Here is a 17,108-nt window from a genome sequence, read left to right as displayed (position 1 = left end):
CCCCGTCCCACCGAAATCCCCTGTACCGGGAGGCCATACGATGGACACCGCCTCGTCCGAGACCGCGACCGCCACCGACGCGGCAGCCGAACTCCAGTACCCCTTCCCCCGTCCCTCCGCGGTGCAGGTGCCACCCGTCTACGACCGGCTGCGCGGCGAGTGCCCCGTCGCCAAGGTCCGGCTGCCCAGCGGGGACGACGGCTATGTGGTCAGCCGATACGACGACGTCCGTACCGTCCTGGCCGATCCGCGCTTCAGCCGGGCGGCGATGCTGGCGGAGGGCGCTCCCCGGCTGACCGCGGCCCCGCCGATGGGCGGCAGCCTCTTCACCATGGACCCGCCGGAGCACACCCGGCTGCGCAGGCTGGTCTCGCGCGAGTTCACCGCCCGCCGGGTGCAGAACCTCCGGCCGCGCATCCAGGAGATGACCGATGAACTGCTGGACGGCATGGAGAAGCTGTCCCCGCCGGTGGACCTCAACCCGGCCTTCGCCTTCCCGCTCCCCGTCATGGTCATCTGCGAGCTGCTGGGCGTGCCCTTCGAGGACCGGGACCGCTTCCGCGGCTGGTCCGACGCCTTCGTCTCGCTCACCTCGCACACCCCCGAGGAGGTGATGGAGCAGCGGATGTCGATGGTGCAGTACCTCGGGGAGCTGGTGCAGCGCAAACGCGCGGAGCCCACCGACGACCTGATGGGCGCGCTGGTCCAGGTGCACGACGAGGACGGCGGCCGGCTCAGCGAGATCGAGCTGATCACCATGGGGATCACCCTGCTGGTGGCGGGCCACGAGACGACCGTCAGCATGATCGGCACCTGTGCGCTGACGCTGCTGCGCCACCCCGAGCACCTGGCGGCGCTGAAGGCGGACCCCGGCTCGATCGACAAGGTGGTCGAGGAGCTGCTGCGGATCAACCCCATCGGCGACGGCGGCCCGTTCCGGGTCACGCTGGAGGACGTGGAGGTGGCGGACTCCGTCATCCCCCAGGGCAGCGGGGTGATCGCCGCGGTCTGCTCCGCCAACCAGGACTCCGCGCGCTTCGGCGCCGACCCGGGGGTCTTCGACCCGTCGCGTCCGACGGCCTCCGCGCATCTCGCGTTCGGCCATGGCCCGCACTTCTGCCTGGGTGCGGCGCTGGCCCGCGCGGAGCTCCAGATAGCCCTCTCCTCGCTGTTCCGCCGGTTCCCGGGGCTCGCGCTCGCGGACGAGGTGCGGAATCTGCGGATGACGAGCGGGATGATGGTGCACGCGCTCAGCCGGCTGCCCGTCACCTGGTAGCCGCCGTCCGGCCCACGGCCGGTACGGCGCCGCGACAGACCGCTGCCCGGGTCCCTGGAGGGGGACCCGGGCAGCGGTCTGTGGGGGTACGGGAGGTCAGGCGCGGGAGACCGGCCGGGCGGACACCTTCCGCGCGACGATCGGACCGGGCCGCTGGACCTGGAAGTAGGCACGGGCCAGCACCCGCCGCTGGAGCGCGTGGCTGCTGCCGACGACCCGGTACAGGGAGCGGCGGAAGGCCCCGCCGGCCGGGCCGTCGAGGGCGAACAGCCGCTCCTGGCGGAGCTGGAGGGCGCGGGAGAGGCGCACCGCGCCCTCGCGGACCCGCTGGAACTCCTCGCCCGCGCCGAGCAGCCGCTCCCCGCCGCCCGCGGCGAGCGCGTCGCCGACGAGGGGGGCGAGGGTGACCGCGTCGATGATGGCGTGGTTGACGCCCTGTCCGAGGATCGGGGTGAGGGTGTGGGCGGCGTCGCCCATCAGCACCAGGCCGGGCCGGGACCACCGGGGCACGACGGTGGTGAAGATGTCCAGCATGGAGGTCTCGGACCAACTGTCCACGACGGTGCGCACGGAGTCGGACAGCTCGGGCGCCAGCCGGTCGAGCCGCTGGTGGAGGGCGGTCAGGCCCTGGGCGCGCAGATCGCGCAGCCCGCCCTTGGGGATGTTGAGGCCCACCCGGACGCTGTCGGGGTGGGTGGGGATGAAGAGGCCGTGCTCGCCGCCCCGGATGCGGATGCGGTAGGTGTTGAAGTCCCACTCGGGCGGGAACGGCAGCCGCAGCCAGATGACGTCGCGGTCCAGCGGCAGTTTCTCGTAGGGGAGTCCGGACATCTCACGGATCTTGCTGAAGCGCCCGTCGGCGGCGACGGTCAGCTCGGCGCGCACGGTCAGCTCGCCCTCGGGGGTGCGGGCGCGCACCCCGGTCACGGGGCCGTTCTCGCCGCCCTCCCGCAGCAGGCCGATCGCCGTCGCGCCCTGGCGCAGGGTGAAGCCGGGGTACTCCCCCGCCGCGGCGGCGAGCGCGGAGAGCAGCGCGGGCTGCGGCAGTTCCACCGGGTAGGGCTGCGGATAGTCGAAGTCGGAGAAGTCGGTGCGCAGCACCGTGCGACCGGCGTCGACGATCTCCATCCGGTGCATCTGGGCGTACTCGCCCTCCAGCCGGTCGAGGAGACCGAGCCGGTCCAGGAGCCACACCGAGTCGGGGGAGACCGACTCGCCGCGGAACGACCGGTTGAAGTGCCCGCTCTGCTCCAGGACCACCACCGACACGGAGCGTTTGGCCAGCTCCAGGGCGAGCGTGAGCCCGGCAGGCCCTCCTCCGACCACGCAAACCTGTGCGGTCAGCTCTGCTGTCATCGTTTGCTGCCTCTCCAGCGGAGTCACGGTCGGTCGATCGTCCGGCCCCGGCCTAAAGCTGCCCTTGCAGGCGGCGGGCGGCCCGGTGGACGGGTGCGGCGCTGGTCACCGGGGCAGACGGGTGCTCTCCGCCCGTGTCTTCAGGGCGTCGGTGAGCGCGGTGAACCCGGCCCGGGTCCCCTGGAGCAGCGTGCCGGTGAACGGGACGAGGGCGCCGCTGAAGACCTCGTACTGCTCGACCCGGGTGCCGCCGTGCTCCGGGTGGAGTTCAAAGGTGTGCACCCCGTCGAAGATCCCGGGCAGGAGGAGCCGTCCGCGCCAGCGGAGCAGCCGTCCGGGGTCGCTGTCCAGCACCCGGACGCGGAAGGAGGTCTCCCGGACGTTCCGGCCGGAGGGGGCCCGGTCGGAAGGAGTCCTGCCGGAGGGGGTCCTGCCGGAGGGAGGGCGCATCCGCAGCTCGACGCGGGCGCCGGGGACGGCCTCGCCGTCGCCGTGAACGAGGAAGGGGTTCCACTCGTGGTACCGGTCGAAGGCGGCGAGGTGGGACCAGACCTCCGCGGGGTCCGCGTCGATGTGCACGGTGGACGAGATCCGGCGCATGGGTGCTCCTGAAGGGCGCGGGTGACGGGGTGTGCCCCGACGCTACCGGCGGCCGGGCGCGGCGGGCAGGGTCCGGGGATCCGGCTCAAGCGGGGCTTTGGCCGCGGGGATCACGCCCGGCGGCCCCACGCTCCCTCCAGCGGGGCTTCAGCGCGCGGGCCGACCATGAAGGCCACGCGGCCCGTACGCGCGCTGCCCGACGACGGGCACGGATGCCCCTGTGGCGGGGCACGGACGCGGGCCCGCACGCGCCCCTACCGCCCTCACCCTCCTCGTGTCCGCCGCCCGGCGGCGGGCCCGGTGGAAGGAAGGAAGCCATGTTCTCCGCTCTGGGCTCGGCCCTCCACCGCCGACGAATCGCCGTCCTGTTACTGGCGCTCGTGGTCACCGTGCTGGCCACGGCCTACGGCGGGAGTGTGTCGGGGAAGCTCACCAACGGACTCTCCGACTACGACGATCCGGCGGGCGGCAATGTCGCCGCGCGGGAGACCATCTCCCGTGCCACCGGGATCGACTCCCAGCAGGGCTATGTGCTGCTGGTGCGCACCGATGAGAAGGTCACTGCGGGCGAGGCCGTCCCGGACGAGGTCGCGGCGGCCCGGGATCTGCTGCGCTCGCGCCCCGAGGTCAAGCAGGTCGTCGACGCCTCCTCGCCGGAGGCCGGGGCCGCGCTGGTCTCCCGCGACGGCCGCAGCACCATCGTGGTCGGCGCCGTGACCAGCATCTCCGACAAGCAGGCCACCGACGCCGAGGAGGCGTTGCAGAAGGCGATCGAGGACAGCCCGCTGCTGCGGGAGAGCACCTCGCTCGGTGGCTCGACGCCGGGGCATGTGCAGGTCGCGCAGATCTCCGACGAGGACGTCAGCAACGCGGAGATGATCGCGTTCCCGATCGTCCTGGTGGTGCTGTTCCTGGTCTTCCGGGGGCTGGTGGCGGCGTTCGTGCCGCTGATCGGCGGCATCGTCTCGCTGCTGCTGACGATGGCGGGGCTGCGGCTGACCACCGAGTTCATGACGGTGTCCGCGGGGGCGATGAGCCTGGCGTTCGCGCTGGGGCTGGGGCTCTCCATCGACTTCGGGCTGCTGATCGTCTCCCGGTTCCGGGAGGAGGTCGCGGCGGGCCGCGGCCGGGGTGAGGCGGTGCGCCAGACGGTCGCGACGGCGGGCCGTACGGTGCTGTTCAGCGCGCTCACGGTGGCCGCCGCGCTGGCGGCGCTGACCGCGTTCCCGCATCCGTATCTGCGTTCCATGGGCATCGCCGGTGTGATCACCGTGCTCTCCGCGGCGCTGTTCGCCCTGGTGGGGCTGCCCGCCCTGCTGGCGGTGCTGGGGAATAAAATCAACGCGCTGGCGCCGCGGCGCTGGCAGCGCGCCACGGGCACCTCGGCGGCGACCGAGGGCCGCTGGCGCCGGATGGCCTCCGGGGTGATGCGCCGTCCCGGCCTGTTCGCGGTGATCGCGACGGGTGTGCTGCTGCTCATCGCCTCCCCGCTGGCCGGGGTGCGCTTCACCGGTGTCGACCCGTCCCTGCTGCCGCAGGAGACCAGCGCGGGCCGGGTGGCCGCCGATCTGGCCAGGGACTTCGAGGACCCCGGGACCGCGCCGCTCCAGATCGTGCTCACCACCGACGGCACGCCGGACGCCGCCCGGCTGGCCGACTACGCGCGGAAGATCGAGGACGTGCCCGGCATCGAGTCCGTGGGCGCGCCGTTCGAACTGGACGGGCGGCACTGGGAGATCGACGCCGTTCCCGCGGGCAACCCGCTGGACGACCCCGCGCAGGACGCCGTGGAGAAGGTGCGGGAGCTGACCGCCCCGTACACCGCGAACTTCACCGGGACGACGGCGGACTATCTGGCGCAGGAGGAGAGCATCGGCGACAAGCTGCCGCTCGCGGCGGCCATCCTGGCCGGTGTCACCCTGCTGCTGCTGTTCGCGTTCTCCGGCGCGATCGTGCTGCCGCTGATGGCGCTGGTGATGAACACGCTCTCCACGGGTGCCGCGTTCGGCTTCCTGGTCTGGGTCTTCCAGGACGGCAACCTCGGTTTCAGCGCGCAGAGCGGTCTGGAGGCCACCACTCCGCTGCTGGTCTTCGCGCTCGCCTTCGGTCTGTCGACGGACTACAACGTGTTCCTGCTCAGCCGGATCAAGGAGGCGCGCGCGCAGGGGCTGAGCGAGCGGGAGGCCGTCGCGCAGGGGCTGTCCCGCACCGGTTCCATCGTGACCTCGGCGGCGGTGCTGTTCTGTGTGCCGGTGGGCGCGCTGGCGGCCTCGCGGCTGGTGTTCATCCAGGAGCTGGGGCTCGGCGCGGCGTTCGCGGTGCTGGTCGACGCGACGATCGTCCGGGCGCTGCTGGTGCCCTCGCTGATGGCGCTGCTCGGCGCGGCCAACTGGTGGGCCCCCGCCCCGCTGCGCAGGCTGCACCGGGCGGTCTTCCCCGAGCGGAAGGAGGAGGCCGCGCCGGTCCTGGCGGCCGTCCCCGCCGGGAACACCGGGAACACCGGAAACGACGGGAACACGGACACGCGTGAGCGGACCCCGGCCTCTCTGTAGCCGCCCGCTCCGCGCCACCGCCCCCGTCTCCACGGACCGTTCGCCTTCCCCCGGGGTGAACGGGTCCGGGGAGGCGGGGGCCTTCCGCGTCCCCGGCCCGACGAGTCACCGGCCCGGCGGGTCACCGGCCCCCGGGGCGCGGTGCAAGAATCCAAAGACTCGTACGCAAGAGTCCAAACACGCCTCTTGCGCACCAGGTGTCGCAACGATCAGGGTTCCACGAGGTCATGACAACCGGCAGGCGCACACCATCAGCTGCTCTCGTGGGAGGCTCGATGAACGACGCAGTGACACCCGGCTCCGACCCGTCCGGTCCCCCCGGCCGCTCCGCCGGCCCCGGCCCCGGCCCCGGTGGCGACTCCCCGGCGCCGAGCCGCCGTACGGTGCTGCGGACCACGACCGGGGTGGCCGGTGCGTCGCTCGCGCTCGGCGCCCTGGGGACCGGGCCCGCCGCGGCGGCGCCCGCGGGGACGACGGAGGCCCAGGCCACGGCCGCCGCCCCGCCCCGCAAGGGCCGCACCATGGCGGGCGTCCCCTTCCAGCGCCGTTCCACCGTCCGGGTCGGGATCATCGGCCTGGGCAACCGGGGCGGCAGCATGATCGATCTCTTTCTCGTCCAGCCCGGGGTGCGGGTGGTCGCCCTCTGCGACCCGGTCCGGGCCAAGGCCGAGAGCGCCGCCGCCAAGGTGGTCGCCGCCGGGCAGCCCGCGCCCGCGCTCTACACCAAGGACGAGGACGACTACGAGAATCTGTGCGCCCGGGGCGATCTGGACTTCGTCTATGTGGCCACCCCCTGGGAGCAGCATTTCGCCCAGGCACGGGCGGCGATGCTGAACGGCAAGCACGTCGGCGTGGAGTGCCCGGTCGCGATGCGCCTGGACGAGCTGTGGGCGCTGGTCGACCTCTCGGAGCGCACCCGGCGGCACTGCATGCAGTTGGAGAACTGCTGTTACGGCCGGAACGAGATGCGGGTGCTGCGGATGGCGCACGCCGGGCTCTTCGGCGAACTGCTGCACGGGGCGGGCGCGTACAACCACGATCTGCGCGAGCTGATGTTCTCGCCGGACTACTACGAGGGCCCGTGGCGGCGGCTGTGGCACACCCGGCTCCGCGGCGACCTCTACCCCAACCACGGCTTCGGGCCGGTCGCCAACTACATGGACGTGAACCGGGGCGACCGGGTGGTGTCGATCGCCAGCTTCGGCACCCCGGCGCTGGGGCTGGCCGAGTACCGGGAGGCCCATATGCCGCCCGGCGACCCGAGCTGGAAGGAGACGTACATCGGGGCGGACCGGACGGTGAGCATGCTCCGTACCGAGAAGGGGCGGATCATCCGGCTGGAGCACGATGTGTCCACGCCCCACCCCTACAGCCGGATCAACAGCCTCGGCGGTACGAAGGGCGTGTTCGAGGACTACCCGGCGCGGATCTATGTCGAGCCCGACCACACCGACCACCGCTGGGGCGACTTCTCCCGCTACGCGCAGTGGGACCACTGGCTGTGGAAGGAGCACGCCAACCCGCCCGGCGGCCACGGCGGCATGGACTACATCATGGTCTTCCGGCTGATGCAGTCGATGCGGCTGGGCCTGGTCCCGGACTTCGACGTGTACGACGCCGCCACCTGGACCGCGCCGGTACCGCTGAGCCACGCCTCGCTACGGGCCCAGGGGGCGCCGCTGCCGGTGCCCGACTTCACCCGGGGCGAATGGCGCAAGCCCCGTGCAGGTATGGATTCGGACAAACCTTCGGAGTAAGAAAACCCCTGCGGGCCCGGGTACCGGGCCCGCAGGGGCCCCGCCCGAGGTGGCGGAATCTCTCATGCCGCCTGGCGTGATCTACGTCTTTTCCCTGAGACGGAATTGCCTAAACCTTCCTCCAGCCGCGAATCTTGACGTTCTCGCGCTTCCCTCCTTCCGCACAGGGACGTCATGCACCTTCGCGACCTTCCGTATCCCGACCCGGGCGACCCGGACATCCGTTCAGGCACCCGCTTCATGCTCTGGCTCGGCCGCCGCCAGCTCGGCGGCCAGCTCAAGGCGCTGCTGTGGGGCCTGGTCAACCAACTCTCCATCGCCGCGCTGCCGTTGGGCGTCGGCCTCGCCGTCCAGGCCGTCGCGGACGGCTCCGGCTCCGGGCTCGCCCGCGCGGCCGGGCTGATCCTCCTCCTCGGCGCGGCCGTCGCCCTCGGCGAGACCCTGCTGCACCGGGCGACCACCACCAACTGGACCACCGCCGCCACCCGTATCCAACAGCTCCTCGCCCGGAAGACCGCCGAACTCGGCGCGGTGCTCACCCGCCGGGTGGCGGCGGGCGAGGTGATGGCCGTCTCCTCGGCCGACGTCGAGAAGGTGGGCTGGTTCGTCGAGGTCCTCTCCCGCTTCACCGCCGCCGCCACCGCGCTCGTCGCCGTCTGTACCGGTCTGGTGCTCTACCAGCCCGAGCTGGGGACCCTGGTCGCGGTCGGCGTGCCCGTGATCGCCCTGGCCTCCCTGCCGCTGCTGCCCGCCGCCTCCCGGCGCGCCGACCGCCAGCGCGAACGGGCCGGTTACGCCACCGAACTCGCCTCCGACACGGTCGCCGGGCTGCGCGTGCTGCGCGGCATCGGCGGCGAGCGGCTCTTCCTCGCCCGCTACCGCGCCGCCTCCCAGGAGGTGCGCTCCGCCGCCGTCCGCAGCGCCCGGGTGTGGGCCCTGATCGGCATGGTGCAGGTGATCCTGCCGGGGCTGCTGATGCTGGCCGTGGTCGGCCAGGGCGCCGCGCTCGCCCTCGACGGCCGGATCGCGGTCGGCGAGCTGGTCACCGTCTACAGCGCCGTCCTCCTCACGCAGTACCCCCTGCGCGGCTTCGCCGAACTGGCCCTGGCCTACGCCTACGCCCGGCCCTCCGCCCGGCGCACCGCGCGGGTACTGGCGCTGAGCCGCACGGACACGGGGGCCGGGACGGCGACCGCGGCCGACCCGTGGGACGGGCCGGAAGACCCCGAAGGACCGGAGCCCGCCACGCCGCCCCGGGGCGATCTGTACGACCCCCTCACCGGTGTCCTCGCCCCCGGGGGCCGGCTCACGGCCGTGGTCTGCGGCGATCCCGACACCGCCGGTGAGCTGGCCGATCGGCTGGGCGGCCACCCTGTTGACGGGGCCGGGGCCGGGACCGGGGACCGGCCCTCCGTGCTGCTCGGCGGCGTGCCGCTGGACGCGCTCCCGCTGGAGTGCGCCCGCGCCGCCGTCCTCGTCCAGGACACCGAACCCGTCCTGCTCTCCGGCACCCTGCGCGAACTGCTCGACGTGCCCTCCTCCGGGCGGATACCCGTCGCCGCCGCGCTGAGCGCCGCCCAGTGCGGGGACGTCCTGGACACCCTGGGCCGCGCCGCCGACGGCGGCGACGCGATGGCCGCCCGGATCACCGAGCGCGGACGCTCCCTCTCCGGCGGCCAGCGCCAGCGGCTGGCCCTGGCCCGCTCCCTGGTCGCCGACCCCCCGGTCCTCGTCCTGGACGAGCCCACGTCCGCCGTCGACGCGCACACCGAGGCCAGGATCGCCGAGGGGCTCGGCCGGCTGCGCCGGGACCGCACCACCGTGGTGTTCACCTCCTCGCCGCTGCTGCTGACGGCGGCCGACCGGGTGGTCCTCGTCGACGGGGACGCCGTCGTCGCCACGGGCACCCACCGCGAACTCCTGCGGGACGAGCCGCGCTACCGCTCCGTCGTCGCCCGCGACCCCGGCGACGGGGGCCCGGACGGCGGGGACGGGACCCCCTGCGGCCCGGGGTGGACGACGACCTGCGTGACCACCGAGGAGCGCCGATGAGCAGCGCCGCCACCGTCCCGCCGAGCCGTTTCGGCGTGGCGCCCCCCGAGCACGACCCGGCCGCCCAGGAGGACGCCCCGACGCTGCCCGTGGCCGGACGGGCGACCGTCCGTGCCTACGCCCGCGGGCTGCTGACCCGGCACCGGCTCGCGTTCGCCGCCCTGACCGGGGCCAACGCCGTCGCCGTGCTCGCGTCCATGGCGGGCCCGCACCTGCTCGGCTCCCTGGTGCAGCGGATCGACGACGGCGCCCGGGACCTCCCGCTGGGGCGCACCGTGGCCCTGTTCGCGCTCGCGCTCCTCGTCCAGGCGGTGGCCGTCGGGGTGATGCAGCTCCGCGCCGCCGTCCTCGGCGAACGGATGCTGGCGGATCTGCGCGAGGACTTCCTCGTCCGCTCGGTCGCGCTGCCGCCGGGGGTGCTGGAACGGGCCGGGACCGGGGATCTGCTCTCCCGGGTGACCACCGACCTGGACCGGCTCGCCAACTCGATGCGGGAGGCCGTCCCCCAGCTCGCCATCGGAACCGTGTGGGCGGCGCTGCTCGTCGGCGGCATCGCGGTGACCTCTCCCCCGCTGGCCCTGGCCGTGGTGGTCGCCGTGCCGCTGCTGGTCGTCACCTGCCGCTGGTACTTCCGCCGCGCGCCCGCCGCGTACCGCTCCCAGGCCGCCGGGTACGGGGCGGTGGCCGGGGCGCTCGCCGAGACCGTCGACGCCGGGCGGACCGTGGAGGCCCACCGGCTGGCCGCCCGCCGGGTCGCCCTCTCCGATCAGCGGCTGCGCCGCTGGGCGGGGTGGGAGCGCTACACCCTCTTCCTCCGCTCGGTGCTCTTCCCGGTGATCTCCCTCACCCATGTCACGGTGCTGCTCGGCGTGCTGCTGCTCGGCGGCGTCCTGGTGCTGGAGGGCAGGCTCACCGTCGGCGAGCTGACCACGGGGGCGCTGCTGGCACAGATGCTGGTGGACCCGGTGGGGATCGTGCTGCGCTGGTACGACGAGCTCCAGATCGCCCAGGTGTCCCTGGCCCGGCTGGTGGGCGTGCAGGAGATCGGGACGGCCGACGGCGACGACACCGTACGGCCGGAGGGGCGCGCGATCGAGGTCGACGAGGTGCGCTTCGGCTACCGGGAGGGCGTGGACGTCCTGCACCGGATCTCCCTGGAGGTGGCGCCGGGCACCCGGCTCGCCCTCGTCGGCCCCTCCGGCGCGGGCAAGTCGACCCTGGGGCGGCTGCTCGCGGGGATCTACGCGCCCCGGGCCGGGCGGGTCGCGCTCGGCGGCGCCGAGCTGTCCCGGATGACGGCCGAGCGGGTGCGCCGCCAGGTGGCGCTGGTCAACCAGGAACACCATGTCTTCGTGGGCACGCTGCGGGACAATCTGCTGCTCGCGCGGGACGGCGCCGGGGACGCGGAGCTGTGGGACGCGCTGGCCGCGGTGGACGCCGACGGCTGGGCCCGGGCGCTCCCGGACGGCCTCGGCACCGAGGTCGGCTCCGGTGGTCTGCCGCTCTCCCCGGCGCAGGCGCAGCAGCTCGCGCTGGCCCGGCTGGTGCTCGCCGATCCGCACACCCTGGTGCTGGACGAGGCGACCTCGCTGCTCGATCCGCGCGCGGCCCGGGAGCTGGAGCGTTCGCTCTCCCGGGTGCTTGAGGGCCGTACCGTGATCGCGATCGCCCATCGGCTGCACACGGCGCACGACGCCGATCTGATCGCGGTGGTGGAACGGGGCCGGATCAGCGAGCTGGGCAGCCATGAGGAACTGGTCGCGAAGGACGGCGCGTACGCGGCGCTGTGGCGGTCCTGGCACGGCTGAGCCGAAGGTCCCTCGCGCTGCCCGGGGCCCCGGGCAGCGCGAGAGCCCCAGGGCACCGCGAGGCTGTGCCGGTCTTCCTAGGCCGGGGTCGTCCGGGGCGGGGCGGTCCGCGCGAGCCGATCGGCGGCGCCGATCAGAAAGCCGCCGATGAGGACGGGAGCGACCTCACCGGCCCGCTGCTGGCCCGCCCGCGCGGTGGACTCCGGGGTGATCATCTTGGCGAGCTGCCCGGCGGCGCCGATGAGAAAGGCGCTCAGGGCGATCGCGGTGAGGACGGCGGTGAGACGGCGGGGCATGGTCACTCCCTGGTGCAGGCGGCCGGAACGGCCCGGCCGTGACACTGATGCCCTCGGATGCTAGGTCCGCCCACCGGTGGACGACAGCCTTCCGGCAGACCGGGGCGGACGGCGGCGACAGGCCCGAGCGGGCGGCGAGCCCGAACAGGCGGCAGGCCCGAGCGGGTGGCGGGCCCGCGGGCGGCGGCCCCGCACCCGGGGCCCGTTCCGCGCCCCGTCAGATGATCTCCAGGGCCGCCGCCCCGCCCACCGACCCGAGCAGGGTGAAGACCGGCATGAGCACCTTCAGCTCCACCCAGCTCCCCGCGCGGAAGCGCAGCGCCTTCGGCGGGCCCACCGGATACCAGCGCCTGCCCGCGATCGGGATCGGCCACAGCACCGGGCACCCGGAGACGGTGAGCGCGTCCCCGATGTCATGGACGAGGGCCCCGAGCACGATGGGCAGCCCGAGCCACAGATACTCCTGCCCGGGGGCCGTGAACAGCCAGTCGGAGCCGCCGTCCGGACCGTCCAGCACCCCGGCCAGAATCCAGGCGCTCGTGGCCCCGAGCAGCCAGACCAGGATGTCGCTGGAGACCCGCGCGGCACGCCAGAGCAGCCCCTCGACGGCGAGGACGAGATGGACGAAGAGGATGGCGAGCACCGCCCAGCGGCCCCCGGCGACCGCGAGCGCGGAGGCGCCCGCGCCGATCATCACCGCCCACACCCAGGTGTGGGTCAGGGTGCGGTGCCCGCCGGTCCGGCGCTTGTCGCCGGGTGCGCGCGTCGCCCGGTAGACCGCCAGGGAGAGTTTGTCGACGATCTCGCACAGCAGCCGGGAGACCGGCCCGAAGGCCCGGGATATCGTCGCCGCCTTGTGGTCGAGATCGGGGGCGAGGGCCGCGCCCGCGCAGATCAGCGCCCCGGCGAGCAGCACCGGCCAGGGCATCGGATGCCCGGCCGCCTCGGCCGCCGCGCCCACCCCCAGCCAGGCCGCCGCTCCGGACAGCGAGTGCGCCGGTCCCATCATCTGTACTGCCCCCGCCTGTCGTTCCCGGCCGTCCGGCGCCCGTCGCCGTACGGTGTGCACCCGGTCAGACGGGCCAGCGTAGCGTTTACGATCTTCCTTCTCCCCCTCCGGTTCCCTGCTCCGGGCGGAAGCCAGGCAAGATGGGGGGTGTGACCCTCATTGATCAGCTCCCGCCGGACACCGACCCCGACGCCCTCTTCGAGGCTTTCTCCACCTGGGCCGAGGGCCAGGGCATCTCGCTCTATCCGGCTCAGGAGGAGGCGCTGATCGAGGTGGTCTCCGGCGCCAATGTGATCCTCTCCACCCCCACCGGCTCGGGAAAGAGCCTGGTGGCGGCGGGCGCCCACTTCACCGCGCTCGCCCATGACCAGGTGACCTTCTACACCGCGCCGATCAAGGCGCTGGTCTCGGAGAAGTTCTTCGACCTGTGCAAGATCTTCGGCACGGAGAACGTCGGCATGCTGACGGGCGACGCGTCCGTGAACGCGGACGCCCCCGTGATCTGCTGCACCGCCGAGGTGCTGGCCTCCATCGCGCTGCGCGACGGCAAGGACGCCGACATCGGCCAGGTCGTGATGGACGAGTTCCACTTCTACGCGGAGGCGGACCGGGGGTGGGCCTGGCAGATCCCGCTGCTGGAGCTGCCGCAGGCGCAGTTCGTGCTGATGTCGGCGACCCTCGGCGACGTCTCCCGGTTCGAGAAGGATCTGACCCGGCGCACCGGGCGGCCCACCACCGTGGTCCGCTCGGCCACCCGTCCGGTGCCGCTGTCGTACGAGTACCGGCGCACCCCCATCACGGAGACGCTGACGGAACTGCTGGAGACCCGGCAGGCGCCCGTCTACATCGTGCACTTCACCCAGGCGGCGGCCGTGGAGCGGGCCCAGTCGCTGATGAGCATCAACATGTGCTCGCGGGAGGAGAAGGAGCAGATCGCCGAGATGATCGGCAGCTTCCGGTTCACCACGAAGTTCGGCCGGAACCTCTCCCGCTATGTCCGCCACGGCATCGGGGTCCACCACGCGGGCATGCTCCCGAAGTACCGGCGGCTGGTGGAGAAGCTGGCGCAGGCGGGTCTGCTCAAGGTGATCTGCGGTACGGACACGCTCGGCGTGGGGGTGAACGTCCCGATCCGTACGGTGCTGTTCACGGCGCTCACCAAGTACGACGGCAGCCGGGTGCGCACCCTGCGGGCGCGGGAGTTCCACCAGATCGCGGGCCGGGCGGGCCGGGCCGGGTTCGACACGGCGGGGCTGGTGGTGGCGCAGGCGCCCGAGCATGTCATCGAGAACGAGAAGGCGCTCGCGAAGGCGGGCGACGACCCGAAGAAGCGGCGGAAGGTCGTCCGCAAGAAGGCCCCGGAGGGCTTCGTGGCCTGGTCGGACACCACGTTCGAGAAGCTGATCGAGTCCGAGCCCGAGCCGCTGACCTCGCGGTTCAAGGTCACCCACGCCATGCTGCTGTCGGTGATCGCCCGTCCGGGCAACGCCTTCGACGCGATGCGCAGCCTGCTGGAGGACAACCACGAGCCGCGCAGGGCGCAGCTCCGCCATATCCGGCGGGCGATCGCGATCTACCGTTCGCTGCTGGCCGGCGGGGTGGTGGAGCAGCTCGACGAGCCGGACGCGCAGGGCAGGATCGCCCGGCTCACCGTCGATCTCCAGCAGGACTTCGCGCTCAACCAGCCGCTGTCCACCTTCGCGCTGGCCTCCTTCGAGCTGCTGGACCCGGAATCCCCCTCGTACGCGCTGGACATGGTCTCGGTGGTGGAGTCCACGCTCGACGACCCGCGCCAGATCCTGGCCGCCCAGCAGAACAAGGCGCGGGGCGAGGCCGTCGCGCTGATGAAGGCGGACGGGGTCGAGTACGAGGAGCGGATGGAGCGGCTCCAGGAGGTGACGTATCCGAAGCCGCTGGAGGAGACGCTGTGGCACGCGTACAACGTGTACCGCACGAGCCATCCGTGGGTCGGGGACCATCCGGTGTCGCCGAAGTCCGTGATCCGGGACATGTACGAGCGGGCGCTGTCGTTCACGGAGTTCACGTCGTTCTATGAGCTGGCCCGGACCGAGGGCATCGTGCTGCGCTATCTGGCGAGCGCGTACAAGGCCCTGGAGCACACCATCCCGGACGATCTGAAGTCGGAGGACCTCCAGGACCTGATCGCCTGGCTCGGTGAGATGGTGCGCCAGGTGGACTCCAGCCTGCTGGACGAGTGGGAGCAGCTCGCCAATCCGGAGGTGGAGACCGCCGAGCAGGCCCAGGAGAAGGCCGACCAGGTCAAGCCGGTCACGGCGAACGCGCGGGCCTTCCGGGTGCTGGTCCGCAACGCCCTGTTCCGGCGGGTGGAGCTGGCGGCGCTGGACCGGATCGACGAGCTGGGCGAGCTGGACGCGGAGTCCGGGTGGGACGCGGACGCCTGGGGCGAGGCCATGGACAAGTACTGGGACGAGTACGAGGAGCTGGGCACCGGCCCGGACGCGCGCGGGCCCCGGCTGCTGGTGATCGAGGAGGACGAGCCGCACGGTCTGTGGCGGGTGCGGCAGATCTTCGCCGACCCGGACAAGGACCACGACTGGGGCATCAGCGCGGAGGTCGACCTCGCCGCGTCCGACGAGGAGGGCCGGGCGGTGGTCCGGGTGACCTCCGTCGGCCAGCTCTGAGACCCGGGACCTGCCCGCCGTCCATCCGTCCGCGCAGCGCATGCCGCATGCCGCACGGGGAAACACAGGAAGCACAGGAAGCACAGGGAGAACGGCACCATGACCAACCCGGCCGAGCGTCTGGTCGATCTGCTCGATCTGGAGCAGATCGAGGTGAACATCTTCCGGGGCGCGAGTCCGAACGAGTCCCTGCAACGGGTCTTCGGCGGGCAGGTCGCGGGCCAGGCGCTGGTCGCGGCGGGGCGCACCACGGACGGGGAGCGCCCGGTGCACTCCCTGCACGCGTACTTCCTGCGGCCGGGACGGCCCGGGGTGCCCATCGTCTACCAGGTGGAACGGCTGCGGGACGGCCGCTCGTTCACCACCCGCCGGGTGACGGCGGTCCAGCAGGGCCGGACGATCTTCACCCTGACGGCCTCGTTCCACCGGCCGGAGGAGGGCGGCATCGAGCACCAGTTGCCGCCCCGGCTGGACTTCCCCGACCCGGAGACCCTGCCGACGGTCACGGAGGAGATCCGGGAGCACCTGGGCGCGCTGCCGGAGGCGCTGGAGCGGATGGCGCGGCGGCAGCCGTTCGACATCCGGTACACGGAGCGGCTGCGCTGGAGCCCGGGTGAGATCAAGGAGAAGGAGTCCGATCCGCGGAGCGCGGTGTGGATGCGGGCGACGGGACCGCTCGGCGACGATCCGCTGGTGCACACCTGCGCGCTGACGTACGCGAGCGACATGACCCTGCTGGACGCGGTGCGCATCCCGGTGGAGCCGCTGTGGGGCCGCCGCGGCTGGGACCTGGCCTCGCTGGACCACGCGATGTGGTTCCACCGGCCGTTCCGGGCCGACGAGTGGTTCCTCTACGACCAGGAGTCGCCGATCTCCCACGGCGGGCGGGGACTGGCGCGTGGCCGGATCTACGACCGGGCAGGATCTCTGCTGGTATCGGTGGTCCAGGAGGGTCTGTTCCGCCCGCTGAACTGGGCGGGCGGCTCTTCCTGAGAAACGAGGAGCAAGGCATGGCAACGCTGTACGACATTCCGCTGCGCACCCTGACCGGTGAGCCGACCACGCTCGGCGCCTGGCGGGGCAAGGCGGTCCTGCTGGTGAATGTGGCGTCGCAGTGCGGTCTGACCCCGCAGTACACGGGTCTGGAGCGGCTTCAGCAGGAGTACGGGGAGCGCGGTTTCACCGTTGTCGGCGTCCCGTGCAACCAGTTCGCGGGCCAGGAGCCGGGCTCCGCGGAGGAGATCGCCGCGTTCTGCTCGAAGAGCTACGGGGTGACCTTCCCGCTGTTGGAGAAGACGGACGTCAACGGGGAGTCGCGGCATCCGCTGTACGCGGAGCTGACGAGGACGGCGGACGCCGCGGGCGAGGCGGGCGATGTGCAGTGGAACTTCGAGAAGTTCCTGATCGGCCCGGACGGCACGGTCAGGGCCCGCATCCGCCCGGGCACGGAGCCCGGGGCCCCCGAGGTGGTGGCGGCGATCGAGGCGCTGCTCTGAGCCGCGGCGGTCACTGAGCGGTGACGGCTCCGTCCGCCCCGTCCGGGGCGAGGACCCGGGCGTAGTCGACGGGTGCCTGGAACAGGACGGCGGGCGGAGCCAGGCAGAACAGCACGAGCAGCGCCCGCGCGGCGCCGCCGCCGGGTTTCGGCCGCCGTCGTCGCCGTCGGCGTCCGGCGTTCACGGGTGGTGCTTCGGGGCGGCGGGGCTCGCTCATGGGGCTTTCCGGTACGGAGGTGCGGT

General features: G+C 73.0%; 13 protein-coding genes. 8 read left to right on the top strand and 5 right to left on the bottom strand.

Annotated elements, in window-relative coordinates:
- The first annotated feature begins 40 nt into the window (after positions 1–40).
- Entirely contained in the window at positions 41–1,276 is a 1,236-nt protein-coding gene (locus tag CRV15_RS25760; protein ID WP_003958937.1) for a cytochrome P450, read from the top strand.
- A 96-nt stretch (positions 1,277–1,372) separates the two neighbouring features.
- Here CRV15_RS25760 and CRV15_RS25755 read toward each other — a convergent pair whose 3' ends face one another.
- Together CRV15_RS25755 and CRV15_RS25750 are read right to left on the bottom strand one after the other, a co-directional pair.
- Complete coding sequence (locus tag CRV15_RS25755; protein ID WP_003959559.1) at positions 1,373–2,632, bottom strand: FAD-dependent oxidoreductase; 1,260 nt, start codon at positions 2,630–2,632, stop codon at positions 1,373–1,375.
- A 105-nt stretch (positions 2,633–2,737) separates the two neighbouring features.
- A complete protein-coding gene (locus CRV15_RS25750) occupies positions 2,738–3,232 on the bottom strand; it encodes an SRPBCC domain-containing protein (protein WP_003959560.1) in 495 nt (164 codons plus the stop codon).
- Between the two features lie 317 nt (positions 3,233–3,549).
- Between CRV15_RS25750 and CRV15_RS25745 the strand changes: the two genes are divergently transcribed.
- From CRV15_RS25745 to CRV15_RS25730, 4 genes are all read left to right on the top strand, one after another.
- Complete coding sequence (locus CRV15_RS25745; protein ID WP_009995371.1) at positions 3,550–5,784, top strand: MMPL family transporter; 2,235 nt, start codon at positions 3,550–3,552, stop codon at positions 5,782–5,784.
- A gap of 275 nt (positions 5,785–6,059) precedes the next feature.
- Positions 6,060–7,541 carry a Gfo/Idh/MocA family protein gene (locus tag CRV15_RS25740; RefSeq protein ID WP_009995373.1) on the top strand — a complete coding sequence of 494 codons (1,482 nt, stop codon included), beginning with the start codon at positions 6,060–6,062 and terminating at the stop codon, positions 7,539–7,541.
- 174 nt (positions 7,542–7,715) lie between these two features.
- Positions 7,716–9,593 (top strand): ABC transporter transmembrane domain-containing protein, encoded by a 1,878-nt coding sequence (locus CRV15_RS25735; protein ID WP_003959563.1) that lies wholly within the window; start codon positions 7,716–7,718, stop codon positions 9,591–9,593.
- The gene (locus CRV15_RS25730; RefSeq protein WP_003959564.1) at positions 9,590–11,401 is read left to right on the top strand and encodes an ABC transporter ATP-binding protein; all 1,812 of its coding nucleotides are present in this window, start codon (positions 9,590–9,592) and stop codon (positions 11,399–11,401) included. The genes CRV15_RS25735 and CRV15_RS25730 overlap by 4 nt, the downstream gene beginning before the upstream one ends.
- 77 nt (positions 11,402–11,478) lie before the next feature.
- Here CRV15_RS25730 and CRV15_RS25725 read toward each other — a convergent pair whose 3' ends face one another.
- Together CRV15_RS25725 and CRV15_RS25720 are read right to left on the bottom strand one after the other, a co-directional pair.
- Positions 11,479–11,697 carry a hypothetical protein gene (locus tag CRV15_RS25725; protein WP_009995375.1) on the bottom strand — a complete coding sequence of 73 codons (219 nt, stop codon included), beginning with the start codon at positions 11,695–11,697 and terminating at the stop codon, positions 11,479–11,481.
- A 217-nt stretch (positions 11,698–11,914) separates the two neighbouring features.
- Complete coding sequence (locus CRV15_RS25720; RefSeq protein ID WP_003959566.1) at positions 11,915–12,706, bottom strand: metal-dependent hydrolase; 792 nt, start codon at positions 12,704–12,706, stop codon at positions 11,915–11,917.
- Positions 12,707–12,855: 149 nt separating this feature from the next.
- Between CRV15_RS25720 and CRV15_RS25715 the strand changes: the two genes are divergently transcribed.
- From CRV15_RS25715 to CRV15_RS25705, 3 genes are all read left to right on the top strand, one after another.
- Positions 12,856–15,369 (top strand): DEAD/DEAH box helicase, encoded by a 2,514-nt coding sequence (locus CRV15_RS25715; protein WP_009995376.1) that lies wholly within the window; start codon positions 12,856–12,858, stop codon positions 15,367–15,369.
- Positions 15,370–15,468: 99 nt separating this feature from the next.
- Entirely contained in the window at positions 15,469–16,362 is an 894-nt protein-coding gene (locus tag CRV15_RS25710) for an acyl-CoA thioesterase (protein WP_003959568.1), read from the top strand.
- Between the two features lie 17 nt (positions 16,363–16,379).
- On the top strand, positions 16,380–16,865 hold the full coding sequence (locus tag CRV15_RS25705; RefSeq protein ID WP_003959569.1) for a glutathione peroxidase: 486 nt from the start codon (positions 16,380–16,382) through the stop codon (positions 16,863–16,865).
- Between the two features lie 10 nt (positions 16,866–16,875).
- Here CRV15_RS25705 and CRV15_RS25700 read toward each other — a convergent pair whose 3' ends face one another.
- Positions 16,876–17,082, bottom strand: coding sequence for a hypothetical protein (locus CRV15_RS25700; RefSeq protein WP_004571755.1), 207 nt, complete (start codon positions 17,080–17,082; stop codon positions 16,876–16,878).
- Between the last annotated feature and the right edge of the window lie 26 nt (positions 17,083–17,108).

The sequence above is a fragment of the Streptomyces clavuligerus genome, from assembly GCF_005519465.1.
GTDB lineage: Bacteria > Actinomycetota > Actinomycetes > Streptomycetales > Streptomycetaceae > Streptomyces > Streptomyces clavuligerus.
This window is presented reverse-complemented; position numbering and strand designations above follow the sequence as displayed.

Bases quoted from the DNA above. Each gene is read 5' to 3' on its own strand.
- CRV15_RS25760 (WP_003958937.1), top strand. From the start codon at position 41: ATGGACACCGCCTCGTCCGAGACCGCGACCGCCACCGACGCGGCAGCC.
- CRV15_RS25755 (WP_003959559.1), bottom strand. From the start codon at position 2,632: ATGACAGCAGAGCTGACCGCACAGGTTTGCGTGGTCGGAGGAGGGCCT.
- CRV15_RS25750 (WP_003959560.1), bottom strand. From the start codon at position 3,232: ATGCGCCGGATCTCGTCCACCGTGCACATCGACGCGGACCCCGCGGAG.
- CRV15_RS25745 (WP_009995371.1), top strand. From the start codon at position 3,550: ATGTTCTCCGCTCTGGGCTCGGCCCTCCACCGCCGACGAATCGCCGTC.
- CRV15_RS25740 (WP_009995373.1), top strand. From the start codon at position 6,060: ATGAACGACGCAGTGACACCCGGCTCCGACCCGTCCGGTCCCCCCGGC.
- CRV15_RS25735 (WP_003959563.1), top strand. From the start codon at position 7,716: ATGCACCTTCGCGACCTTCCGTATCCCGACCCGGGCGACCCGGACATC.
- CRV15_RS25730 (WP_003959564.1), top strand. From the start codon at position 9,590: ATGAGCAGCGCCGCCACCGTCCCGCCGAGCCGTTTCGGCGTGGCGCCC.
- CRV15_RS25725 (WP_009995375.1), bottom strand. From the start codon at position 11,697: ATGCCCCGCCGTCTCACCGCCGTCCTCACCGCGATCGCCCTGAGCGCC.
- CRV15_RS25720 (WP_003959566.1), bottom strand. From the start codon at position 12,706: ATGATGGGACCGGCGCACTCGCTGTCCGGAGCGGCGGCCTGGCTGGGG.
- CRV15_RS25710 (WP_003959568.1), top strand. From the start codon at position 15,469: ATGACCAACCCGGCCGAGCGTCTGGTCGATCTGCTCGATCTGGAGCAG.
- CRV15_RS25705 (WP_003959569.1), top strand. From the start codon at position 16,380: ATGGCAACGCTGTACGACATTCCGCTGCGCACCCTGACCGGTGAGCCG.
- CRV15_RS25700 (WP_004571755.1), bottom strand. From the start codon at position 17,082: ATGAGCGAGCCCCGCCGCCCCGAAGCACCACCCGTGAACGCCGGACGC.